The following is a 22,974-nucleotide window of genomic DNA, read 5'->3' as shown; positions in this document are numbered from 1 at the left end:
GCGTCGCCCAAACTTTGTTACTCAGCGGCTGCTTTGGACGGGGAAACGTCCTTGCCCATGGCTTTGGCAGTTGCCAGTTCAAGGATTTCCAGTCCATGTGCCAGATCCTGCTTGGAGATGATCAGCGGCACAAGGCATTTGACCACTTCATCTTCCGGACCACTGGTTTCGATCACGAGGTTATGCTTGAAGCATTCCTTGGTGACCTTCGATGCCAGTTCGCCACTTTCAAAGCAGATACCTTGCATCAGGCCGCGGCCCTTGCGATAGAGTTTGCCATCGCCATAGCGATCAATGATTTCATCGAGGCGCGTTTCGAGGAACGCAGCCTTGTCGCGTACATCAGCAGCAAACTTGTCATCTGACCAGAAATGGTCAAGCGCAGCAGCGGCAGTCACAAATGCGTGGTTGTTACCACGGAAGGTGCCGTTGTGTTCGCCCGGATGCCAGACATCGAGTTCCGGCTTCATCAGAACCACGGCAAGCGGAAGACCATACGCCGAAAGCGATTTCGACAGCGTGATGATGTCCGGCTTGATGCCAGCAGGTTCGAAGCTAAAGAACGTACCGGTACGGCCACAGCCCGCCTGAATGTCATCGACAATCAGAAGGATGTCATGCTTGCGGCAAACCTTTTCCAGGTTCTTGAGCCAGCCGAAGTCAGCGGCATTCAGGCCACCTTCACCCTGAAGGGTTTCGACGATCACGGCTGCGGGCAGGGCGATACCGCTGGAGTTGTCCGAAAGGACACGGTCCAGATACTCGGTGGTATCAGCACCGTCACCCATGTAACCGTCAAACGGTACGGCAACAGCATTATCAAGCGAGACGCCAGCAGCGCCACGATGATGTTCGTTACCCGTGATGGCAAGCGAACCAAGCGTGCAACCGTGGAAGCCGTTGGTAAACGAAATCACGGTTTCGCGGCCCTTGACGCGACGGGCCAGTTTAAGAGCAGCTTCGACGGCATTGGTGCCGGTCGGGCCAGTAAACTGGACCTTGTATTCCATGTCACGTGGCTTGAAGATTTTCTCTTCGAGCGCTTCAAGAAACGCTGCCTTGGCCTTGGTGTGCATGTCCAGACCATGGGTTACGCCGTTTGATTTGATATAATCAATCAGCTTTTCCTGCAGGACAGGATGGTTATGGCCATAGTTCAGCGTGCCGGCACCGGCAAGGAAATCAAGATAGCGGTTGCCATCGACATCGGTCAGCCAAGCGCCTTCAGCACTTTCAAAGGTTACGGGGAAGGAGCGTGCATAGCTCTGAACTTCCGATTCAAGGCGATCAAATACAGTCATAGTTCCCTCTTTCAGATTGGGAAAATCAAGTCCACCTGTCATACCGAACGTTCCGGCGTGCCGGATGTTCCAGAAATGGTCGATGCCATTTCGCATATGACAAGTGGGGAAATTAGGTCAGCCGGATTAGGCGGCGACGCGTTCAACGTCTTCGCGCTCGAACGGACCGATCTGCCAAAGAATTTCGCTGGCAGCGGCGCCTTCGAAGTGTGTTTCGCGTTCAAACTGGACCTTGCGCTTAACATCAGCACCCAGTTCGCGCGCAACGGAACGGAAGACACCCTGCGACGGTGCGTTCGTCGAGGTGATCGTTGTGTTCAGCTGCGAGACGTTGTGGCAGGACGGACGATCCAGAATATCAAGGATCAGACGCTTCGCTAGACGCAGGCCACGGGCCTTGGGCGAAACTGCCACCTGCCAGATGAAAAGCTGTTCAGGTTGGTCGGGGACGATGTAGCCCGAAACGAAACCGACGGCTTCGCCGTTCAGTTCGGCAATCGCGCACGTGCCTGAGAAGTGCGAGCACTGCAGCAGATTGCAATACATCGAGTTTTCATCCAGCGGCTTGCAGTCGGCAATGAGGTTATTCACCGCAGCGCCGTCTGTGGCCTTGGGTTTACGGATAATCAGGTTGGCTTTCTGGCCGGTATTGCCGTTTGTGTTGGCAATTTTCATCGGTCTGCCTGCTCTGTTATTTCGATACACGATCATTTATGTCGCGAGAGATGTATAGAACAACGATACAAATTGATCAACCCCTTCTCTGTGACTTTCCTGTGAAACTCCGTAAGTTACTGATAATAAGCCAAACATTGATGTATCGCCCTTCGATAAGGATAATATTCTTTCGATGAAATATTGTTTCCTGAATAGAGCGATAATCGATGGAATAAATGATCGAAATTCGATATAAAAGTGTCTTAAAGCGTTGCGCAGCCGCGGGTCCGGGGCTAAAACAGCGCTTGCTATAGAAACGAAAAACGTCCGGAAAATAACTATGGATAAATTGCATGAAGCGTTGATCTCCATCCGCCGCATTTTGCGGGCGAGTGATATCCACGCCAAAAAGCTTGGTAAGGTGACCGGGCTTAAAACATCCCAGCTTCTTGTTTTGCAATCGCTTGAGGAATTCGGTGAGATGACGGTTGGCCAGATCGCGGCCAAGGTTAATCTGGCCCAGGCATCGACCACGGCGCTTGTCGACAAGTTGCAGGCGATGCGGCTTGTGACACGCGAGCGCGGAGACACCGACAAACGCAAGGTGTTCGTCAGGCTTACCGATCAGGGCAGGGCAATTCTGGACCGTGCGCCGATGGCGCTTCATGACCGTTTTTCGGACAAGTTCAACAATCTTGAAGAGTGGGAACAGACGTTTCTCATCGCCGCCCTGCAACGTGTTTCAGGGATGATGGATGCCAGTGACATCGACGTCGCACCCGTTCTGGACCACGACGAGATTGTCGAAAGGGCAGCAGATCGTCACTGAATGCAGTGAGATCAATGTTTCCTTTAGTCCCTTGCAAATAAAGAAAAGTTACACGGCGTTACCTAGGCGTCTTACCCGGGGTTTGGTGCGGCATCCGGGGCTATTGGCGCGTTGAAAACTCCGCTTGGTATGTTTTTAGGTTGACCAAATCAACCATGAGTGCATTCATTCAAAAAAACATATATGTGGAGGATGCAATGTCTGGAAGCAATTCCTGGTCTCGTCGTGATGTTCTGAAATCTTCGTTGGCACTGGCGGGTATGGGGGCAACCGGGTTGTTTCCCGCCGCTGCGTCAGCGCTTGGTTCCCTGAAACTTGGTGTGTCAGACATCACGGTCATATCGGATGGTAATCTGATGTTGCCGTTATCTTTTGCCTTTCCCGACGTTTCACAGGATGAACTGGTAGCGTTGCTTAAGGCCGAAGGGCAGCCAACGGATGCGTTGCTGCCCGATTGCAACATCACCGTTTTGCACCGTGGTGATCGGGTGGTGATGTTTGATGTCGGCGCCGGACCGAATTTCATGCCGTCAGCCGGCAAGCTTATGGACAACCTTGATGCGGCCGGTGTCAGCCCGGATGAAGTGACCGATATTGTTTTTACGCACGCACATCCCGACCATCTGTGGGGGCTGATTGATGATTTCGACGAATTGATCTTTGCCGACGCGCGCTATCACATGAACCGGATCGAGTGGGAATACTGGCAGGCCGAGGATACGCTTGAAAAAACGCCCGACGCGCGCAAAAGCTTTGTGGTCGGGGCGCGCAACCGCATGGCCTTCCTTGAGGATCGTATCGAGTTGTTCGATTATGACGCAGAGGTGGTACCCGGTGTCGAGGCAGTCGATACTGCCGGTCACACACCCGGGCATACATCTTTCATGATCCATGACGGATCAAACGGCGCACTTGTGGTGGGCGATGCCATTACCAATGTTGCCGTCTCCTTGATCCATCCAGAATGGCCAAGCGGATCTGATCAGGATGCCGAAAAGGGCATTGCCACGCGCAAGATGCTGCTCGATCGGCTTGCCGCCGATGGATCGCGGATTATCGGCTTTCACATGCCGCATCCAGGCCTTGGCGTGATCGAGCGGGCAGGTCCGGCATATCGGTTTGTTGTGGCGGGATAATTGCTGCGTGGGTTTTGGTTTAACCGTGCTTGCGCAGCGATATTGCGCGCAGGAACCCAAACGGTGATCCTTCAAGAAGGACGCCAAGGCCGACCCGCGCGCCGATGGCAATCGAGATCATTACAATCGGCGAAGAAATTGCCAGAGTGGAGAACGCGCTGACACCTTGGCCGATGGTGCAGCCAAGGGCAAAAACGCCGCCAGTTCCCATCAAGAATGCACCCAGCAGGTGGCGGCCAAGTTCGCGAGCGTCATCGCAGGCTTCCCAGCGCATGTCGTTGCTTTTCCAGGCCGCCAGTGCAGCACCCAGAAACACACCGATCACCAATCCGACCCCGTAATCGGGCAGGGCCCCGGTAACGGTGATGATCTGCATGATCGTGTCGCCAACCGGGGTGACAAAGGATCCTGCCTCGATCTGGGTTTCAACAAAGCGATATTTTGCGAAGCTTGTTGTCCAGACCCAACCAAGCGATATGCAGGCACCAATTGTAATGGCGCCAAGCGCCTTGGCGCGTTCCGCACGGAAATCAGAACTGCGAAAGACCCACCAAAGCCCGATGGCACTGATCAGCAGGGCGATTGGATAGTGCAGATCAAGTCCACTGGCGTGTGATGCGATCGCGCCAATCGATTGCGATCCGGCTGAGGTGAACTCAATCGACAGCGGATCAAGAAACCAGACACGAAAATGGCCCGTTACGCCGCGAAGGGCAGCAATGGCTGCCAGTCCGACACCGGTCAGGACGACCAGCGCACGCAGATTGCCACCGCCCAAGCGAATGATGGCGCCAAATCCGCATGTGCCGACAAAAGCCATGCCAAAGCCAAACATCAGCCCGCCCAGAATGCTGCCTGCAATCGGCAGGGTCGGGGTGATGTAGAAACTGTTTGAAAGATCGATAACGCCAAGGGCGATAAACGTTTGGGTACAAATCAGTGCGGTGATGGCCGCCAACACCCATGCGCGCAGACCGATGCTGTTGGCGGCAAACCAATAGCGTTCAAGGGCTGCCATCGTGCAGAAATGTTGTCGACGGGCGACAAATCCCACCACAATGCCGGTCAAAACACCGACAAGCGGCAGGGCCCAGGGATTATCCAAACCCAGCATGACGTTTTCCTCCCGCCTTGTTGATTGTAATTTTTTGCCAAGGCGTCGGCGGAATCGTGACGTTTTTTCTGTTCTAATTCAAGGAAGCTTTTTCGATCAGCAGTTGTCGCCTATTCGGCAGCGGCTTTTTCTTCGTCGCGGACCGGGGCACAGAACAGGTCATAAAGCGTGCCAATGATGGTCGCCATTTCCGTATCGACAATGCGGTAATAGATCATGCGGCCTTCGCGGCGGGCCGAGACCAGACCATCAATGCGAAGCCGTGCCAGTTGTTGGGATACAACAGCCTGGGGCATGGACAGAATTTCTTCGAGATCGGATACCGACTTTTCGCCTTCCTGCAGGATGCAAAGGATCAGCAAGCGTGTCTCATGAGACAGCGCCTTGAGCATCTCGCTGGCCTTGCGCGCCTGCTTGAGGAGAGCTTCGGCTTCGGTCGAGTCCATGTTTTGCTTGAAACGTGGTAGGGCCATCGTTTGCTGTGCTCGTCGGTTAAAGGGCCAAAGCCATTAGATGTCCGATTATACCAGACATCCAGGTCAATACACGATTGGATACTGTGCTTCAAACCGAATATACAGTTTTCCTAATCGTTCGGCAATTGCGAGAGCATCTCGTCAAGCATCGGCCAGAAAAAATGATCGCCGGGATAACCACGCAGACGGGCGATTTCCCGGTTGTTGCTGATTAACACGAATGTCGGTGTAACACGTTCACGCGCGATGTGATCAAGGTCGTCGGGCCATTCATGAATATCAACACGGCGAAGAGGGGCCAGTTTACCCTGATCGGTGTTGGGGTAGGCTTCGCCGATTTCCTGATGCCAACGCACACACCATGCGCATCCCTTTTGTTCAAGCATCAGCAACTCGGTCGCCAATGAAGAGCCAATCCACATCTGTGATGCGAAAATCATGGCCAGAATGAACCGAGATGTCCCGGAAATGTGCGGTTTTTCCATATGTCTGAATTCTACATAAAGTTATGATTGAATTATATATATGAAAAATACTATTCTTTGAACAGGCGCTGATAAACAAATTCCAAAATCAGATACCCACAGCGCCGGGAGGAACATGAATTGCTCGATATTGGTTTCGGCGCAGCCTTCCTTGCGGGGGTGTTGTCGTTCTTTACGCCCTGTGTTTTGCCGATTGTGCCACCATACCTTGCCTATCTGGCAGGGGTCAGTGTAGCGGATCTTGATGATCGTGCGGTCGCAAGTGCGAAGTCACGCCAGGTGTTCTTTACGGCATTGGCCTTTGTCGCGGGTTTCAGCACGATTTTCATCGCACTCGGTGCGACGGCAAGCGTCATTGGTCAGTCACTGGCCAGCTATTTTGACATTTTATCGATCATTGCCGGGATCATGATTGCGGTCATGGGCCTCCATTTCATGGGGGTGTTCCGGATATCGCTTTTGTATCGCGATGCGCGGGTCAATGTGGCGAAAAAGCCGGCGGGGCTTGTCGGGGCCTATGTGATGGGGCTTGCCTTCGCCTTTGGCTGGACACCGTGCGTGGGGCCAGCATTGGCCGCAATCCTGTTTGTTGCCGGGGCGGAAAGCACGGCATTGCGCGGGGCAGGGTTGCTTGCGGTTTATTCGCTGGGAATCGGTTTGCCCTTTGCGCTGGCGGGGCTTTTCGCTGGGCAATTCGTTGGCTGGTCCCGAAAATTCAAACGATACATGCACACTGTTGAGCGGGCGATGGGGATCTTGTTGGTGTTGACCGGTATCTTGTTCATGACCGGGCAGATGTCGGCCATCGCCCAATGGTTGCTTGAGACTTTCCCTTCGCTTTCGACCCTCGGATAGGAGTTGCGTCATGAATATGCGTCATCTGTTGCGTGGAGTGCCTTTGGCAAAATATCTGGTCGCCGGTTTGCTGGTAATGAGTTGGTCACAAGGATCGCACGCGGAAACCGTGGGCGAAGATGGTCTGCACAAGCAAGACTGGTTTTCCATCACATTTCGTGACATTGCCGACGATATCGCGGCCGCCCGGGATGAAAACAAGCGTCTGGTGATGATCTTTGAACAGCGCGGTTGCATCTATTGCGCCAAGATGCATACCGAACTGCTGAGCGATCCAGAGGTATCCGACTACATCAAGGAGAACTTCAAGGTCGTCCAGTACAACATGTTTGGCGACGAAGAAGTGATTGATCTTGATGGTGACGTACTGAGCGAGAAAACCGCCGCCCGCAAGTGGGGGTACGTCTTTACACCGACCATCGTTTTTCTGCCTGAAGAAGCACCGGAAGACGGCAAAAATGCCGCCGAGGCCGCGGTTGCGACCATGCCCGGTGCGTTTGGCAAATGGACGTTCCTGAATATGTTTCGCTGGGTAAACGAGAAGGGCTACGAAACCGACGAGCACTTCCAGAAATATCATGCCCGCATCATACAGAAGCTTCAGGAAGAGGGGCGATTGGGGCAGTAACAACCCCTTGGAATGCATGCATAATTAATAGTTCAGCACATGAAACATTAAAAATATCATATTTATGTGTTGAATTAAAAGTTGAGTTTGAATAACTTGAACTAAAGGCGCCGTCAGAGCCGCCAGATGTCAGACCGGGGATGTTCATATGCCACACAGAGGGCAGGGGCATCGTCACAGGAGGAACCACAACGCCATGTCTTGGAAACCAAGAACCTTTCTTGCGTGCCTGATCGTTGGCCTTCCGGCCCTTGCCGCAGCTGATGCACTTGCACCTGCCGATGTCAAATTCGATGACATGTCCGTATCCCAGTCATTGACCAGCCAGCCGGGGGACCCGGAAAACGGGCGTAAGGTCTTTGCCAATCGTAGCCTTGGCAACTGTCTGGCATGTCACGCCGTCAAAGATCAAAGCGACCAGCTGTTCCACGGCGAAGTCGGGCCGCCGCTTGATGGTGCTGCCGACCGCTGGAGCGAGGGCGAACTTCGCGCCATCGTGGCTGATGCCAAAGAAGTTTTTTCCGAAGAGACGGTTATGCCGGGTTTCTATTCGCTGAATGTCGGCATCAATGTCCGCGAAGATCTGGTCGGCAAAACAATCCTGACCGCGCAGGAAGTTGAAGATGTCGTGGCCTATTTGGCGACGCTCAAAGAATAACAACCACCGAGGAACCAAGATGAATCTCACACGACGCCAAATGCTTTGTGCATCGGTCGGTGCAGCTGCAGCCGGAGTGTTCGGCTTCTCGCTGTCCGCCTCTGCCACGCCGGAAGCCACAGCCGAAAGCATCAAAAACTTTGCCGGTGGTAAAGAACCCGCGATGGGTGGTGACCTGACCCTGACGACGCCGGAAATTGCCGAAAACGGCAACACCGTACCGATCGAGGTGTCTGTGGCAAGCCCGATGACGGATGACGATTACGTTGAGTCGGTTGTCATCTATGCCGAAGGCAACCCCAACCCGGATGTCGCTGTATTCCACTTCACGCCGATGAGCGGTGCAGCCGAAGCGAAAACCCGCATGCGTCTTGCGAAAACCCAGAATGTGGTTGCGGTCGCAAAGACCAGCAAGGGGCAGGTTTTCATGGATAAAAAAGAAGTCAAAGTGACCATCGGTGGTTGCGGCGGCTGATCGGATCGGGAGAAAGTCAAATGGACAATATCAAGCCGCGTGTAAAAGTGCCGAAATCCGCATCGGCTGGTGAGATCATCACCATCAAGACCCTGATCAACCATCCGATGGAATCAGGGTTGCGCAAGGGCAAGGATGGCAATCTCATCCCGCGCCAGATCATCAACAAGTTCACCTGTGAATTCAACGGCAAGCCTGTGTTTTCCTGTGAACTCGAGCCGGCAATTTCCGCCAACCCCTATATCGAGTTTTCCGCCAAGGTTAACGAGGCTGGAACATTCAAGTTCAGCTGGTTGGATGATGACGGTTCTGTCTACGAGACTGAAAACAAGATCGCCATAAAATGATTCGGGACGGGTCCTTGATCCAGGTGATCACGGGCCCGCCACTGTATCGGGAGGGAATGTCTTGAGAAACCAAATCATAGCCAAAGCTGCTGCGGTTGCCATGACCGCACTTGTCCCGGGGATTGCGTTTGCCGGTGGGCCGGTTGACGAAGAACTCGTCATTGACGGCGAAATCCAGATGATCACCCGGGCGGCACCGCCAGAGGGGCACCCGCTTGACGAGGTGCTGTCAGGTTGGCTGTACCGAACCGAAGAAACGCGTCTTTTGGAAACCGATACCTTTGAAAACCCCGGAATGCTTGAAGTGCAGGATGGTGCGGATCTTTGGAATACGGTTGACGGAAGTGCTGGTAAATCCTGTGCATCCTGTCACGGGGATGCCGAGGAAAGCATGGCTGGTGTCGGGGCAAGCTTCCCGAAATGGGATGAAGCATCCAACCGCCCGATCAATGTGGAACTTCAGATCAACAAGTGCCGCACTGAAGAGATGGGGGCAGAGGCCTATAAGTTTGACGCCCCTGAACAGAAGGCGTTGACCGCCTATGTCAAACATCAGTCGTTGGGCACGCCGGTTGCCATCGATCTTGCCGAAGGGCACATGCAGAGCTGGTGGGAGAAGGGCAACGAGCTTTATTACACCCGGACCGGGCAGCTCAATCTGTCCTGTGCATCCTGTCATGAACAGAACAATGGCAACTACATTCGCGCCGACCATCTCAGTCAGGGCAATGTCAACGGGTTCCCGACCTATCGCCTGAAGCAGGCCAGCTTGGTGTCACTGCATAACCGTTTCCGCGGTTGCATCCGCGATACCCGTGCGGAATTCCCCGCAGCATTTTCTGACGAACTGATGGCGCTTGAGGTTTATGTGACCTGGCGTGGGACCGGCTTGTCCGTCGAGACACCGGCAGTTCGTCAATAAGACTCAAAAGTTACTACAGGGGTGATTGGATTATCCTCCCGGTTGCCCCGCCTTTCTTCCTTTAAATGCCTCGGCCGCGTTGCCGAACAGGTGAATATTGCCCGGAGGCCACCAATAAATGTTTTCGCGCCGTGAATTTTTACAATGGGCAGCTGTGACCACCGCAGCGACCGGCTATATGGGTAGTTTGACCCGTGTGGCTGCCCAACAGCGTCTGACCCAGGACGACATTTTGAAGTTTGACAGCAAAGGCAGCATTACGCTTTTGCACTTCACCGATGTTCATGCCCAGCTAAAGCCTGTCTATTTCCGCCCGCCATCAGAAAATTACGGTGTCGGGGCGTTTGAAGGCATTCCGCCGCATCTTGTTGGCGAGGAATTCCTGTCCCACTTCGGGATTAAGCGCGGCAGTCCTCTCGCCTATGCGCACACCATGGTCGATTATGTCGATATGGCGCGGACTTATGGACGGCTTGGCGGTCTTGATCGCACCGCGACGCTGGTCAAGGCGATCCGTGCGGAACGCGGGGATAACAACGTTCTGTTCCTTGATGGTGGCGATACCTGGCAGGGGTCCTATACGTCACTCAAGACCAATGGGCAGGACATGGTTGATTGCATGAAGCTGCTCAAGCCTGATGCGATGGTCGGGCACTGGGAATTCACCTTTGGCGAAGACCGGGTCAAGGAGATCGTTGATGATCTCGGTTATCCATTTTTGGCTAGCAACGTTTTTGACACAGAATGGGATGAACCGGTTTTCGAGCATACCGCGTTCTATGAAACCGGCGGACATAAGGTCGCGGTGATCGGGCAGGCCATGCCATATACCCCGATTGCCAATCCGCGCTGGATGATCCCGAACTGGTCGTTTGGTATTCGCCCGGAAGTCATTCAGGCCAATGTCGACGCCGCGCGCGAGGCCGGGGCCGCTGTGGTCGTCCTGTTGTCGCATAACGGATTTGACGTGGACCAGAAGCTGGCAACTGTTGTGAACGGCATTGATGTCATCCTGACAGGCCACACCCATGATGCCGTGCCAGAGGCGATCAAGATCGGCAATACATTGCTTTTGTCATCGGGTTCACACGGCAAATATCTGGGGCGCGTTGATCTGGAAGTTAAAGATGGGCGCGTAACCAATTATAATTCTGCACTTATTCCGGTGTTCTCGGATGTGATTGATCCCGATCCGGAAATGGCCGCCAAGATTGACGAGGTCCGTGCACCTTATGAGGTGGAGTGCAATCGCGTCATCGGTAAGACATCTGGTTTGCTGTACCGCCGCGGTAATTTCAACGGCACCTGGGATGACCTGATTTGTCAGGGGATCATGGAAGAACGAGATGCGGAACTGGCATTCAGCCCGGGCTTCCGTTGGGGCACGACATTGCTTCCGGGTGACGATATCACCATCGATGATCTTTATAACCAGACCAGCATGAATTACCCGTCGGTTTATCGTCTGGAATTCACAGGTACGCAGATCAAAGAAATCCTCGAGGATGTTTGTGACAACCTGTTTAACAAGGATCCGTTCTTCCAACAGGGGGGTGACATGGTCCGTGTCGGTGGCATGGCCTATAGCTGCGCACCCAAGGAAAGCATCGGCAACCGTATCTCGAACATGACCATGATCAAGACTGGCGAGCCGATTGAAGCGGATCGCAGTTATGTCGTCGCCGGTTGGGCATCCGTCAACGAAGGCGTTGAAGGACCCGCGGTCTACGATCTGATGGAAAACTACATCACCCGTCACAAGGTCATTGATATTCCACGCAATGACACCGTGAAAGTGATTGGAATGAACTAGGCGAAATCACCTGGCCGGTTCCAATCACCGGGCAGGGCATTTTTCGCCTCAATATATATAAAATTTCGAATGTGTAGGGAGGGCACCAAGAGCCATGTCCAAACAACCTCAAAAAGATAAGAATTTTGTGCCAAGTCGGCGCAGCTTTCTTCAGGGTGGTTTAACAGCCGCTGGTGGGGCGGCGGTTGCCGCAATTGGTGGCGGTGCTGCGTTGGCGGCCGGAACCCCGGATCCGGCGATCACGGAACTCAAGGACTGGAACCAGTATTCCGGTCCGGGCGTGGATGCCGCACCCTATGGTGTGCCATCACCGTTTGAAGCCCATGTCGTGCGTCGCGATGTGCCATGGCTGACCGCCGATCCGATATCGTCGATCAACTTCACGCCGTTGCATGAACTTGACGGCATCATTACGCCAAATGGTCTTTGCTTTGAGCGTCATCACAGCGGGGTCGCCGAAGTGGACCCGGCTGAGCATCGCCTGATGATCAATGGTCTGGTCGACAAGCCGCTTGTCTTTACCATGCAGGATCTGATGCGCTTCCCGCGTGAAAACCGGGTCTACTTCCTTGAATGTGCGGCGAACTCTGGCATGGAGTGGCGTGGCGCGCAGCTTAACGGCTGCCAGTTTACCCACGGTATGCTGCATAACGTGATGTATACCGGCGTTCGCCTGCGGACACTTTTGGAAGAAGCCGGTGTTAAACCAGCCGGAAAATGGATCTTGGCCGAAGGTGCCGATGCATCGGGTATGGGTCGTTCGATCCCGATTGAAAAGGCGCTTGATGACTGCCTGGTTGCTTTCAAAATGAATGGCGAGGCCTTGCGTCCCGAACAAGGATATCCGGTGCGTCTGTGCGTCCCGGGTTGGGAAGGCAATATGTGGGTGAAATGGCTGCGCCGGATCGAGGTCGGCGATAAGCCATGGCAGCTCCGCGAAGAGACGTCGAAATACACCGATCTTATGCCTGATGGCCGAGCACGGCGCTTTACCTGGGCAATGGATGTCAAATCGGTCATCACCAATCCAAGCCCGCAGGCCCCCATCACCCATGGCCGCGGCCATACCATCATTACCGGTGTTGCATGGTCTGGCCATGGCAAGATCAAGCGCGTTGATGTGTCGATTGACGGTGGCCGCAACTGGCAGCATGCCCGAATTGATGGACCAAGCCTTAGCCGGTCGCTGCATCGTTTCTATTACGAATTCAACTGGGACGGATCGCCGCTTTATCTGCAATCGCGTGCCATTGACGAACAGGGTTACGTCCAGCCGACCAAGGACGCCCTGCGGGCGGCGCGTGGCGATAACTCCATCTATCACAATAATGGCATCCAGACCTGGTATCTGAAGTCGAACGGAGAGGCGGAAAATGTCGAAGTTTCTTAAGTTTACCGCAAGCATCGTTCTGCTTGGCGCAGCATGGGCAACCAGTGCCAACGCGCAAGATGCAGATGCAGGAGAGAAGGTTTTCCGCAAATGTGCTGCCTGTCACGCCGTGGGTGAAGGAGCCAAAAACAAGGTCGGACCAGAGCTCAATGAAATCTTTGGGCGTGTCGCAGGATCGCTTGAGGATTTCAAATATTCCAAGGCGATGACCAAGGCCGGCGAAGAAGGTTTGGTCTGGGACCACGACAGCCTGACTGAATATCTGGCGAAACCGCGCGACTATGTCAAAGGTACGAAGATGGCCTTTGCCGGCCTGAAAAAAGACGACGAGATCGCCAATGTGATCGCCTATCTGGCAACCTTCTCGGAAAGTGCAGAGCAAGCCGCAGCTGAACCTGATTCTGCGCCGGCAGCAGCACCTGTGGAAACCGCATCTACGGCGGAACCTGCTGTGAATGCGGCAGATGCAGTGATCCCTGAGCATGGTGTTTATCATCTTGGCCGCGAAGCACTGCCCGAAGAAGTTGCTGCGTGGGATATTGATGTGCGTCCGGACGGTGTCGGGCTACCTTTTGGCAGCGGTACGGTTGCAGATGGAGGCGTGCTCTATGATGAAAACTGCGCGGTGTGCCACGGTGTGTTTGGTGAAGGCGAGGGACGCTGGCCGGTATTGTCGGGGGGCTTTGATACCCTGACGGCGGATCGCCCGGTTAAGACCATCGGGTCCTATTGGCCGTTCGCTTCGACGATTTTTGACTATGTCCATCGGGCAATGCCGTTTGGCAATGCCCGGTCGCTGAGTGCGGATCAGACTTACGCAATTACAGCTTACCTGTTGTATTTGAACGACATTGTCACAGAAGAAGACTTTGAGTTATCCAATGAAACCTTTAGCGAGATTTCGTTGCCTAACGAAGAGAACTTCTATCCCGATGATCGTTTGGAAGAGGCAAATTTCGCGACCAATGTTGAACCCTGCATGGAAAACTGTGGCGATGGTCCGGCTGAGATCGTGATGCGCGCGCGTGTTCTCGATGTTACGCCGGACGGCGATGAAGAAAACGGTGCCGGGGGGATCGATTAATGCGTGACTGTCACCGGAAACATCATGAAACGGATGGTGGCAGGGCTTTGACGGCGCGCGTGTTTCGGGTGCTGGGCATTGATAAGATCTGGCTGTGTGTTGCGTTCGGGATCTTCTTGATCCCGAACTTTTCGTTTGCGGAGTCCGGTGCGGAGAAAACGACACCGGACATGCCATTGGGTGAGGCCATCGGACAGGTGTTGGCAATGCCAGGTGATGCAGATTATGGCGCTTATCTGGCGACAGAATGTTTGACGTGTCATCAGCGACAAGCTGCCAATCATGCGATCCCGGTGATCGACGGATTGCCGCGCGAGTATTTTGTCGAGGCGATGCTGGAATACAAATACCGCCTGCGCGACAATTCGGTGATGCAGGCAATCATGGCAAGCCTTGGTATGGAAGAATTGGCAGCGCTTGCGACCTATTTTTCGACCAAGGAGTAGAGGTTGGAGTTTATGAAACGTCGTTAATTAACGGATCAGGAACAAGAAAATGAGCATTGTCACAAGGCGAACGTTCAACAAGTTTCTCGGCGCCGGTGCAGGTGCCATGGCAATGCCGGGCATTTTGCGTGCCCAAGGCCGCAAGAATGTCGTGATTGTTGGCGGCGGTGCAGGTGGGGCGACGGTGGCCCGTCATTTGGCGGAAAAGGCCGGTGGGGCAATCAACATCACCCTGATTGAGGATTCCGAGAAATACACGACCTGCTTCTTTTCCAACCTGTATCTGGGTGGCTATCGCGATTTTGCGTCGATCACGCATGGCTATGATCGTCTGATCAATGATTATGGCATTCGCAAAGTGACAGCCCGGGCAGAAGAAATTGATCGCACAGCCCAGCAGGTGCGCACATCAACCGGGGAAACCATCCCCTATGACCGGCTGGTCCTGTCACCGGGTATTGATCTGGTATTTGATAGTGTTCCGGGATATTCGGCGGAGCTGGCGGAAATTGCCCCCCATGCCTGGGAGGCGGGGCCACAGACACAATTACTTAAATCAAAAATCGATGGCCTTAAAAACGGTGATCAGGTGGTGATGGTAGCGCCACCCAATCCGTATCGCTGTCCGCCGGGCCCGTATGAACGTGTTTCCATGATCGCCCATACGCTTAAGGCACGCGGGCTCACTGACTACACGATCGTTGTTCTTGATCCGAAAGAGAAATTCTCCAAACAGGGTCTGTTTGCAGAAGGGTGGGAGAAATACTATCCGGGCATGGTGGAATGGTATGGGCCCAATATCCATGGGGGGATCAAGAGTGTCGATGTCGAAGCCGGAACGGTAGAGACCGATTTTGATACCTTTAGCGGTGCGTTGCTCAACATCATTCCGGCACAGCAGGCCGGGAGCATTGCCATCAGTGCGGGGCTTTCGGATGACAGCGGTTTCTGCCCGGTGGATGCCGAAAGCATGCGGTCCAAACGCGATCAGAAAATCTTTGTCATCGGTGATGCGTCTATTGCAGGCGCCATGCCGAAGTCAGGATCTGCTGCCAACAGTCAGGCGAAAGTGGTGGTGATGCATCTGATGGCGGATCTGATGGATACGCGGGTCTTTCCAGCGCGTTATCTCAATACGTGCTGGAGCCTTGTCGAAACCAATGACGGAATCAAGGTCGGGGCGCAATATGGCAATGTTGACGGCGCGATCGCGAGCACATCATCCTTTATCAGCCAACCCGATGAAGGTGCCGATGTCCGCCGGCATACATTTGAGGAATCTGTTGCCTGGTATGACGGGATCACCAAGGACATGTTTGGCTAATCAGACGAGAGAAGCGTCCGAAACAGATTAATTTTGCCGTGCGGCTTTCTTTTGCATGTGGCGCTGAAACCACTTGGCAAGGAGTGGCGCCAGCAACACGATTTCGAAAATGCGCACGATATGGTGAAAGGCGACAAAACTCGGTTCGACATTGAGGGCCAGCGCAATCAATGACATTTCAGCAACGCCACCCGGCGCAAAGGCCAGCAATACGGCAATGAAATCAAGATCCAGCCATTGCGATACGAACCATGCAACCCCGCCCGTGAAGGCCAGGACAACAAAGGTTGCCAGCACCGAATAGCCCGCAAGACGGACAAGGACAGCGATCTTGACGCCCGAAAACCGACTGCCGATGGCAGAACCAAGGATCAACAGGCTTCCGGCTAGAAGCCAGTCGGGCAGGTTACCCTCGACGATGCCCGATACATGCAACACCATGCTAGCCGCCATCGCACCGGTCATATAGGCCGCCGGGATGCGCAGCTTGCGAAAGACCAGAACTGTGATGATCGCGCAACCGGCGGTCAAAAGACCTTCGTTCAGTGTCATTTGAACCGATTGGCTATCGCCATGGCCGTTTGCTACAACGCCGGTGATCATCAAAACAATCAGGGGTGCCGACATCACCAGCAGCAAAACACGCAAACCCTGCGTCAGGGCGATTTCCTGTTCATTGCCGCCAGCAGCCGCCCCAAGAACGACCATCGGTGTCAGGCCACCCGGTGTTGCGGAAAACAACGCTGTGGCCGGGTCAAGGCGGGCAATGCGGGAATAGAACCACGTGATCACGAATGTGATGATCGGAACATACAACAGAACCGCGATCATGCTGATCGGCCACTTTGCGGCCTGATCAAGGGTATCGGGGGTAAAGGATGCGCCTAGGAAAATACCAATAACGCCAAGGATGCCAGAGCGAAATTGCATCGGGACACCCATCGGCACGCGCAGCAGGCTTGCGACAAACGTGGCCAGCATCGGGCCCATCATCCAGGCCAGAGGCATATTGATGAAATGGGCGATCAAGCCGCCAATCAGGCCGATCCCCAAAGCAATCGACAGTTTTTTGAAAAACTGGGGTGTCAAAACACCGGAAAGTCGGTTGATCCAATGGGCGCCTGAGCGACCATCCGGTGTTTTCCTCATTATGCTTCGGCCTTGTTCTTCTCGATTTGTTCAAGGAAGCCATCGATTGCGTTACGCAGTTTGGTGGCCTCGTCATTCAATGTGCTGGTGGCGCGCGTTACGTTTGCCGAACCGTTATGGACGCGGGCTGTTTCGTTATCCAGCGCACCAACCGCCTCGGCCACGGTCCGCATACCACCATTAGCATCCTGAATGCTGTCAGAAATACCGGCTGTGGAGGCCTGTTGTTCTTCAACGGCAGCAGCGATGGCAGCGGCCGACTGGTCCACCTCGCCGATAACATCGGCAACACCGTGCAAGGCATTGACCACGTTATCGGTAAGGCCACGAATTTCTTCGACCTGACTTGCGATATCTTCGGTTGCGCGTGCAGTCTGGGAGGCAAGGTTTTTGACTTCGCCCGCGACCACGGCAAATCCCTTGCCGGCGTCACCGGCGCGTGCGGCCTCAATGGTGGCGTTCAGGGCAAGCAGGTTGGTCTGGTTGGCGATGTCTTCGATCAGGCTGACGATATCACCGATCCGTTGGGTGGCGTTGGTCAGCTGTTCAAACAGGGCACGTGACTGTTCGCTTTCGGAACGTGCACGTCCGGCAACCTCAGCCGAGTTCTGGGCCTGTTGGCCGATTTCAGCAATGGCTTCGGACAAACTTGCCGTCGTTTGGGAAACAGCTTCGATGTGATGAAGAACCTGCTCGGAATGCTGGTTTGCGTCGGCGGACCGTGCGCTGGCAAGGGTTGCGATCTGTTCCATGTCGCTGGCAGATCCGTTGAGCGAACTGAATTCCTGATCAAAGCCGGAAAGGGCTTCCTGAACGACGCGCTGGAAATGGTTGGTGGCGTCGATAAGGTTTTGCTGGCGCTGTCTTTCAAGGCCACGCACGCGTTCGCGTTCCTGACGCAGGACTTCTGCCTCCTTGGACTGATCCCGCAGTACCATGACAGAGCGCGCGACCTTGCCGATCTCATCAGCGCGTTGTCCGCCGCGAACACTCACATCAAGATCACCATTGGAAATTTGTTCGATCAATTCGGCAAGGTCGGTCATGGGTCGTGAAATGCGCCGGGAGACAAAGACCGACACAACAACCGCAACAACCACAACAATCAGTGCAACGATGACAAAGACACGCTGCAGGGCTTCGGCCTGCGCATAGGCATCGGCAAACGATGTGGTGGCAATTTCATGTGATTGGGCAAGGATATCGTTAAGCGGTGCCTGAAGGGCCTGGAAGGTTTCATCAGCCTGGGCAATGACTTCCAGCGCGCCATAGATGTTCATTTCGCTTTCAACAAGGAACTGGTTCACCTGTTCCATGTATTTCGCATAGTTCTCGGTAAAGGCATCACCACCCACAGCGGCAAGACGCTGGGCAAGGGGGGCTAGTTCTTCTTCGAGTTTGGCGACCTGTTCGCGAAGATCGGGCACAACAGCAGCATTAATGCCGTTGGAGTCCCAGGTCAGAATACGAAACAGCGATCCGTGCGCCTCGTTCAGGGCGTTGCTGAGTGTTAGTGCATCGGATCGCCGTTCATAGGCTTCAACGCGAAGGCTGGTAAGGGTGTCTTTTTCGCTTTCAAGGGTTGCCACAGTGGCAATCCCCATGGCGACAATAACGATCATCAGGAAGACCGGAACCAAAAGGGTTTTGGGACCAATCGACAGATTATCAAGAAACCGCATTACCAATATCCTTCACGTCGCTCAGAGGCAGATCTTAGAGTTCACCATCATTGGGAAGCGCTGATTTGCGGTTTGCCAACCAGCTGCGCAGATTGCCGATCAACGGGGCTGCAAGGAACAGAATGCTGATCAACAGGATCACAAGCGTGATCGGGCGTTCCCAAAGGAACGAAATGGAACCGTCGCTAATGGCTAGTGCACGACGGAGGTTTTCCTCCATCATCTTGCCAAGAATGAAGCCAAGCAGCATCGGCGCCATCGGATAGTTCAAAAGACGCAGGCCGATCGCGATTGCAGCTGCAATCACCATCATGTGGATGTCCATGGTGTTAAAGGTCACCAGATAGACACCAACCAGCGAGAAGAACAGAACGAACGGAACAAGAAGCTGCTGGGGCAGGGCCAAAAGACGCGAGATATACGGGATCAGCGGCAGGTTCAGAACCAGCAGGACAATATTGCCGATATACATCGAAATGATCACGGACCAGAACACGTCAGGCTGTTCAACAAACAGACGCGGACCCGGCTGAACGCCATAGGAAATCAGCGCGCCCATCATCACAGCCGTGGTGCCCGAACCCGGAATACCAAGGGTCAGAAGTGGTACGAAGGAACCAGAACACGCAGCGTTGTTTGCGGTTTCCGGCGCCGCCAGACCACGAATGGAGCCCTTGCCAAAGCCGAGCTTTTCCTTGGCCGAGGCAATATTGCGTTCCATGCCGTATGCAAGGAAGGATGCAATCGTTGCACCGGCACCCGGCAGAACGCCGGTGAAGAAGCCAAGAACCGAGGAACGGCCAATGACCGGGATCATGATCTTGACTTCTTCCTTCGACAGCTTCATCGAGCCCAGGCTTTTAAGGGCCTTTTCTTCCTCGGACCGGGTGTCTTTGGTCGGACGCAGGATCGAGAGCAGGGCCTCGGAAAGGGCAAAGGTCGACATGGCGAGCAAAAGGAAGCTGATGCCGTCGACAAGATCCATGCTGCCAAAGGTAAAGCGGGCAACGCCAGCCGCCGGGTCGGTCCCGATGGTCGAAAGCATGATCCCGAACAGGGTCATGGTAATCGCCTTAAGAACCTGTCCCTTGCCAGCAAAGGCAGACACAGCCGTCAGGCCAAGCACCATCAATGCGAAATAGTCACCCGACTGGAACGACAACGAAACTGATGCCAGTGCCGGTGCGGCGACCAGCAGGAAGATTGCAGCAATCGTACCGCCAGAGAAGGACGAGTAGGCGGCAATGGCCAATGCCTTGCCAGCCTGGCCCTTTTGGGCCATCGGGTAACCGTCAAAGGCGGTCGCAACCGTTCCGGCAACACCCGGCGCGTTGATCAGAATAGAAGATGTCGAGCCACCAAAGATTGCCCCGTAATACACGCCCGCCATCAGAATAAGGCCGGTGGACGGATCAAACCCGTAGGTGATCGGGATCATCAGGGCAATGGCAGTGATTGGGCCAAGACCGGGAAGCATCCCGATAAAGGTGCCTGCGAAACAGCCGACCGCAACCATCAGAAGGTTGATCGGCATGACAGCGGTCGAAAGACCGGAGAAAATTCCCTCAAGCATCGTTTGACATCCAACCGAGATAATAGAAGAAATCGCCCGGGGTCAGGTAGATGCCCATGGCATAGAGCAAGCCCCAGAAAGCAAGCGTGACACCGACAGCCGTCAGGATCAGAACCAGCGGACGGCGTTCGCCAAGCGTATAGAAACCGCCCATAAGGAAGAGCGATGTTGAAATCGGGAAGCCCAGCTGGCGGATGGTCAGGCCATAAAACACCATCAGTGCCGCCAGGATAACAACGCGTTTCCACTTAAGACCGCGGAAAGCGTGTTCGAGACTGCCGGCCTCTCTGTTGGTCGGCAGTATCAGTTGGATGAAGGAAACCACACCAAGCAACCATGCAAGGGCGTTAGGGAGGGTTCTGGCATTGAACGGGGCATCCTCGTCGCCAAACAGCAGCGGGATGTCATCGACATAGAAGCCATATATCAGCGCAAGGCAAAGAAATAGCAGCGCGCCGAATTTGTCGCGATTGATGGACATGGCGTGGTTTCCTTCGGAGGTCTTTTTACTTGTGTATTAACGGCTTATTTCAGGAAGCCAAGGTCGCGCATCAGGTCGCCAACGACCTTTTCCTGATTTTCCATGAAGGCAGAAAACTCAGCACGCGGCTTATAGATTTTTTCCCAGCCATTGCGGGTACGAACGGTTTCCCATTCCGGGGTTGCCTGAACGTCCTTGAGGATCGCAGCATAGGCATCCGCTTTGTCAGCTGACAGAGAAGGCGAACCGAAGTAACCGCGCCAGTTGACGAATTCAGCATCAATGCCGAGTTCACCGAGCGACGGAACGTCCGGAGCAGCTTCAACGCGTTCTTTCGAGGTTACAGCCAGAATGCGAACCTGACCTGCCTTGGCAAGTTCAAGCAGCTCACCCAGACCGGTCGACAGAACTTCGGTTTCACCCGACAGAAGGCCAGCGATTGCTTTGCCGCCTGCGTCATACGGAATGTATTTTACCTGTTTGGCATCGCCGCCGCCCTGCTGAACAGCATAGGCTGCAACGATGTGGTCCATACCGCCACGGACCGAACCGCCACCGAACTTGACCGAAGACGGATCAGCTTTGACCGCGTCAACAACGTCGGTGAAGGACTGATACGGGCTGTCGGCCGGAACAGCGAATGCTGCGTATTCAGCAACAACGGCTGCAATCGGGGTCAGGTCGCGGAACGACTGCGGGAAGACACCGGTCAGCGAACGCACGATGATCGGGGTGGAGTTGACCATCAGGGTGTTGTCAAGACGATCAGCAGCTTCGATCATGTAGGCGATCGCTTTACCGCCGCCGCCGCCAGACATGTTTTCGTAAGATGCGGTGCCAACCAGACCCGATTTGGTCAGGGCTTCACCGGTACCACGTGCCGTGCCATCCCAGCCGCCGCCTGCGCCGCCTGGAATGACGAAGTGAATTTCGTCGATTTCTGCAGCTTTGGCATCCATTGCACCAAATGCAGCAGTCGAAACAGCAACAGCCGTGGCTGCTGCGATAAATCCGCGACGCGAGAACATCGACAGTTTGTTCATCAGGGTCTCCTCCAGACACTAAAGCAATTTCCCAGCCACCCGAATAGTGGCAAGCCGATCAATGGAACAAAACGCCAGCAAGGGGAGTCCGAACACCGCTTTCAGAGGCATGAATGCCCACCTGACCCCGGAAATTGACCTGACCTCCCTTGCCGAATTTTCTTCTTGTTTGTTCCGGGGCCAATTTATGACTCACGGATCGGCAGTGGCGGGACGGTAACAGCCAAACCTGTCACCAACCTGTCATTGGCAAAAAATGGGTGAAAAAAGTTCACATGATTTATGCGTTAACGGCAAAGATAGGCGGCCGTTTGTGATCATGAAGACATGCGTTTACCGCAATCCGCAGCACGTGATTGCAGCGAAGCCAGGCATTTGAGTCGCTTTTCCGGGGTGAACCGACTGATCGGACCGGAAAGGGCGAGAGCACCAAGCAGGTGTTTCTGGCGATCCAGTACTGGTACGGCAATCGCCGAAACATCCGGATCACGTTCACCTTCGCTCAGGGCAAACTTGTCTTCGAGGACCTGTAACGAACGGTCATCGACGCCATCGCCCCAGGCGCGGATGACGTGGCCTGCCGCCCCGAATTCACAAGGAAGAATAGCGCCTTCTTCAAGGTGATGTCGCAGGCTGCTTGGGGAGTTTTCGCGAAACAGGCACAGGCGATTGGCGCCTTCAGGAACGTAAAAGGACGCGGTTTCCCCGCTTTCCGAAACAAGGATCGAAAGGTGTGGGCGCACGATATCGTCCATGCCGTATGATCGCCGGTAAATGGAGCCAAGACGCCAAAGTGCAGGGCCAAGGCGATAGCGACCACGACCGGAAATCATCAAAAAACCACAAGACTCCAACGTTCCCGCCAGCCTTGAGATGGTGCTTTTATACATTCCGGTACGCTCGGACAGGTCCTTGAGCGACAAGTCATGGTCCTGATCGGTGAAGGCATCAAGAATTCCCAAGGCGCGCTCAACCGCTGTAACGTTTTGTTCTGACATGGATTTACCTGCTCCGGTTCGCTGGGTGATGCCTTGGCGGGGCGAACATCATTTTCCCTAAGTACAAAATTCTATATAATAGAACATAATTCTACCAGACAGAATTTA

Annotated in this window: 24 protein-coding genes; 13 read left to right on the top strand and 11 right to left on the bottom strand. The window is 54.3% G+C overall.

What is annotated here, in order from left to right; genetic code table 11:
* Positions 1-17 precede the first annotated feature (17 nt).
* Positions 18-1,301, bottom strand: a complete 1,284-nt coding sequence (gene ectB / locus TH4_RS12845) for a diaminobutyrate--2-oxoglutarate transaminase (RefSeq protein ID WP_063089488.1) — start codon at positions 1,299-1,301, stop codon at positions 18-20.
* 126 nt (positions 1,302-1,427) lie between these two features.
* Entirely contained in the window at positions 1,428-1,976 is a 549-nt protein-coding gene (gene ectA, locus TH4_RS12840; RefSeq protein WP_008891074.1) for a diaminobutyrate acetyltransferase, read from the bottom strand.
* 322 nt (positions 1,977-2,298) lie between these two features.
* On the opposite strand from ectA, the gene TH4_RS12835 reads away from it, so the two are divergent.
* Both TH4_RS12835 and TH4_RS12830 read left to right on the top strand, forming a co-directional pair.
* A complete protein-coding gene (locus TH4_RS12835) occupies positions 2,299-2,787 on the top strand; it encodes a MarR family winged helix-turn-helix transcriptional regulator (protein ID WP_064781417.1) in 489 nt (162 codons plus the stop codon).
* Positions 2,788-2,984: 197 nt separating this feature from the next.
* Positions 2,985-3,923 carry an MBL fold metallo-hydrolase gene (locus TH4_RS12830; protein ID WP_064781523.1) on the top strand — a complete coding sequence of 313 codons (939 nt, stop codon included), beginning with the start codon at positions 2,985-2,987 and terminating at the stop codon, positions 3,921-3,923.
* Between the two features lie 19 nt (positions 3,924-3,942).
* Here TH4_RS12830 and TH4_RS12825 read toward each other — a convergent pair whose 3' ends face one another.
* From TH4_RS12825 to TH4_RS12815, 3 genes are all read right to left on the bottom strand, one after another.
* Positions 3,943-5,037 carry a YeeE/YedE family protein gene (locus tag TH4_RS12825; protein ID WP_064781416.1) on the bottom strand — a complete coding sequence of 365 codons (1,095 nt, stop codon included), beginning with the start codon at positions 5,035-5,037 and terminating at the stop codon, positions 3,943-3,945.
* Positions 5,038-5,147: 110 nt separating this feature from the next.
* The gene (locus tag TH4_RS12820) at positions 5,148-5,510 is read right to left on the bottom strand and encodes an ArsR/SmtB family transcription factor (RefSeq protein WP_040823953.1); all 363 of its coding nucleotides are present in this window, start codon (positions 5,508-5,510) and stop codon (positions 5,148-5,150) included.
* A 113-nt stretch (positions 5,511-5,623) separates the two neighbouring features.
* Positions 5,624-5,998, bottom strand: coding sequence for a hypothetical protein (locus TH4_RS12815; protein ID WP_064781415.1), 375 nt, complete (start codon positions 5,996-5,998; stop codon positions 5,624-5,626).
* Between the two features lie 120 nt (positions 5,999-6,118).
* On the opposite strand from TH4_RS12815, the gene TH4_RS12810 reads away from it, so the two are divergent.
* The 11 genes from TH4_RS12810 to TH4_RS12760 all read left to right on the top strand — a co-directional run bounded on the left by TH4_RS12810 (position 6,119) and on the right by TH4_RS12760 (position 15,940).
* Positions 6,119-6,853 carry a cytochrome c biogenesis CcdA family protein gene (locus tag TH4_RS12810; RefSeq protein ID WP_064781414.1) on the top strand — a complete coding sequence of 245 codons (735 nt, stop codon included), beginning with the start codon at positions 6,119-6,121 and terminating at the stop codon, positions 6,851-6,853.
* A 10-nt stretch (positions 6,854-6,863) separates the two neighbouring features.
* Positions 6,864-7,481, top strand: a complete 618-nt coding sequence (locus TH4_RS12805; protein ID WP_064781413.1) for a SoxW family protein — start codon at positions 6,864-6,866, stop codon at positions 7,479-7,481.
* 196 nt (positions 7,482-7,677) lie between these two features.
* The gene (soxX, locus tag TH4_RS12800; protein WP_064781412.1) at positions 7,678-8,139 is read left to right on the top strand and encodes a sulfur oxidation c-type cytochrome SoxX; all 462 of its coding nucleotides are present in this window, start codon (positions 7,678-7,680) and stop codon (positions 8,137-8,139) included.
* 19 nt (positions 8,140-8,158) lie between these two features.
* Positions 8,159-8,614 carry a thiosulfate oxidation carrier protein SoxY gene (gene soxY, locus TH4_RS12795; protein ID WP_008891065.1) on the top strand — a complete coding sequence of 152 codons (456 nt, stop codon included), beginning with the start codon at positions 8,159-8,161 and terminating at the stop codon, positions 8,612-8,614.
* Positions 8,615-8,634: 20 nt separating this feature from the next.
* Positions 8,635-8,961, top strand: a complete 327-nt coding sequence (gene soxZ / locus TH4_RS12790) for a thiosulfate oxidation carrier complex protein SoxZ (RefSeq protein ID WP_063089497.1) — start codon at positions 8,635-8,637, stop codon at positions 8,959-8,961.
* A 61-nt stretch (positions 8,962-9,022) separates the two neighbouring features.
* Positions 9,023-9,883, top strand: coding sequence for a sulfur oxidation c-type cytochrome SoxA (gene soxA / locus TH4_RS12785; RefSeq protein WP_143588717.1), 861 nt, complete (start codon positions 9,023-9,025; stop codon positions 9,881-9,883).
* Positions 9,884-10,001: 118 nt separating this feature from the next.
* On the top strand, positions 10,002-11,696 hold the full coding sequence (gene soxB / locus TH4_RS12780) for a thiosulfohydrolase SoxB (RefSeq protein ID WP_064781411.1): 1,695 nt from the start codon (positions 10,002-10,004) through the stop codon (positions 11,694-11,696).
* Between the two features lie 127 nt (positions 11,697-11,823).
* A complete protein-coding gene (gene soxC / locus TH4_RS12775; RefSeq protein ID WP_040824043.1) occupies positions 11,824-13,086 on the top strand; it encodes a sulfite dehydrogenase in 1,263 nt (420 codons plus the stop codon).
* A complete protein-coding gene (locus TH4_RS12770; RefSeq protein ID WP_064781410.1) occupies positions 13,070-14,170 on the top strand; it encodes a c-type cytochrome in 1,101 nt (366 codons plus the stop codon). The genes soxC and TH4_RS12770 overlap by 17 nt, the downstream gene beginning before the upstream one ends.
* On the top strand, positions 14,170-14,616 hold the full coding sequence (locus TH4_RS12765) for a c-type cytochrome (protein WP_064781409.1): 447 nt from the start codon (positions 14,170-14,172) through the stop codon (positions 14,614-14,616). The genes TH4_RS12770 and TH4_RS12765 overlap by 1 nt, the downstream gene beginning before the upstream one ends.
* Positions 14,617-14,665: 49 nt before the next feature.
* The gene (locus tag TH4_RS12760; protein ID WP_064781408.1) at positions 14,666-15,940 is read left to right on the top strand and encodes an NAD(P)/FAD-dependent oxidoreductase; all 1,275 of its coding nucleotides are present in this window, start codon (positions 14,666-14,668) and stop codon (positions 15,938-15,940) included.
* 27 nt (positions 15,941-15,967) lie between these two features.
* Here the strand turns inward: TH4_RS12760 and TH4_RS12755 are convergent, their stop codons facing one another.
* The 6 genes from TH4_RS12755 to TH4_RS12730 form a co-directional block, all read right to left on the bottom strand.
* Positions 15,968-17,089: an AbrB family transcriptional regulator gene (locus tag TH4_RS12755; protein ID WP_064781407.1), complete on the bottom strand. Its 1,122-nt coding sequence runs from the start codon at positions 17,087-17,089 to the stop codon at positions 15,968-15,970.
* Complete coding sequence (locus TH4_RS12750) at positions 17,089-18,771, bottom strand: methyl-accepting chemotaxis protein (RefSeq protein ID WP_008891056.1); 1,683 nt, start codon at positions 18,769-18,771, stop codon at positions 17,089-17,091. The genes TH4_RS12755 and TH4_RS12750 overlap by 1 nt, the downstream gene beginning before the upstream one ends.
* 34 nt (positions 18,772-18,805) lie before the next feature.
* A complete protein-coding gene (locus TH4_RS12745) occupies positions 18,806-20,344 on the bottom strand; it encodes a tripartite tricarboxylate transporter permease (RefSeq protein WP_008891055.1) in 1,539 nt (512 codons plus the stop codon).
* On the bottom strand, positions 20,337-20,825 hold the full coding sequence (locus TH4_RS12740) for a tripartite tricarboxylate transporter TctB family protein (RefSeq protein WP_064781406.1): 489 nt from the start codon (positions 20,823-20,825) through the stop codon (positions 20,337-20,339). Before TH4_RS12740 ends, TH4_RS12745 begins: the two co-directional genes overlap by 8 nt.
* A gap of 44 nt (positions 20,826-20,869) precedes the next feature.
* The gene (locus TH4_RS12735) at positions 20,870-21,868 is read right to left on the bottom strand and encodes a tripartite tricarboxylate transporter substrate binding protein (protein ID WP_197147460.1); all 999 of its coding nucleotides are present in this window, start codon (positions 21,866-21,868) and stop codon (positions 20,870-20,872) included.
* 317 nt (positions 21,869-22,185) lie between these two features.
* Complete coding sequence (locus TH4_RS12730; RefSeq protein WP_064781404.1) at positions 22,186-22,866, bottom strand: IclR family transcriptional regulator; 681 nt, start codon at positions 22,864-22,866, stop codon at positions 22,186-22,188.
* Positions 22,867-22,974: the final 108 nt, after the last annotated feature.

The organism is Thalassospira tepidiphila MCCC 1A03514, from assembly GCF_001662875.1.
Classification (GTDB): Bacteria; Pseudomonadota; Alphaproteobacteria; order Rhodospirillales; family Thalassospiraceae; genus Thalassospira; species Thalassospira tepidiphila.
Note: the sequence above shows the minus strand (reverse complement) of the source record. Positions and strands in the feature narration are given on the sequence as shown.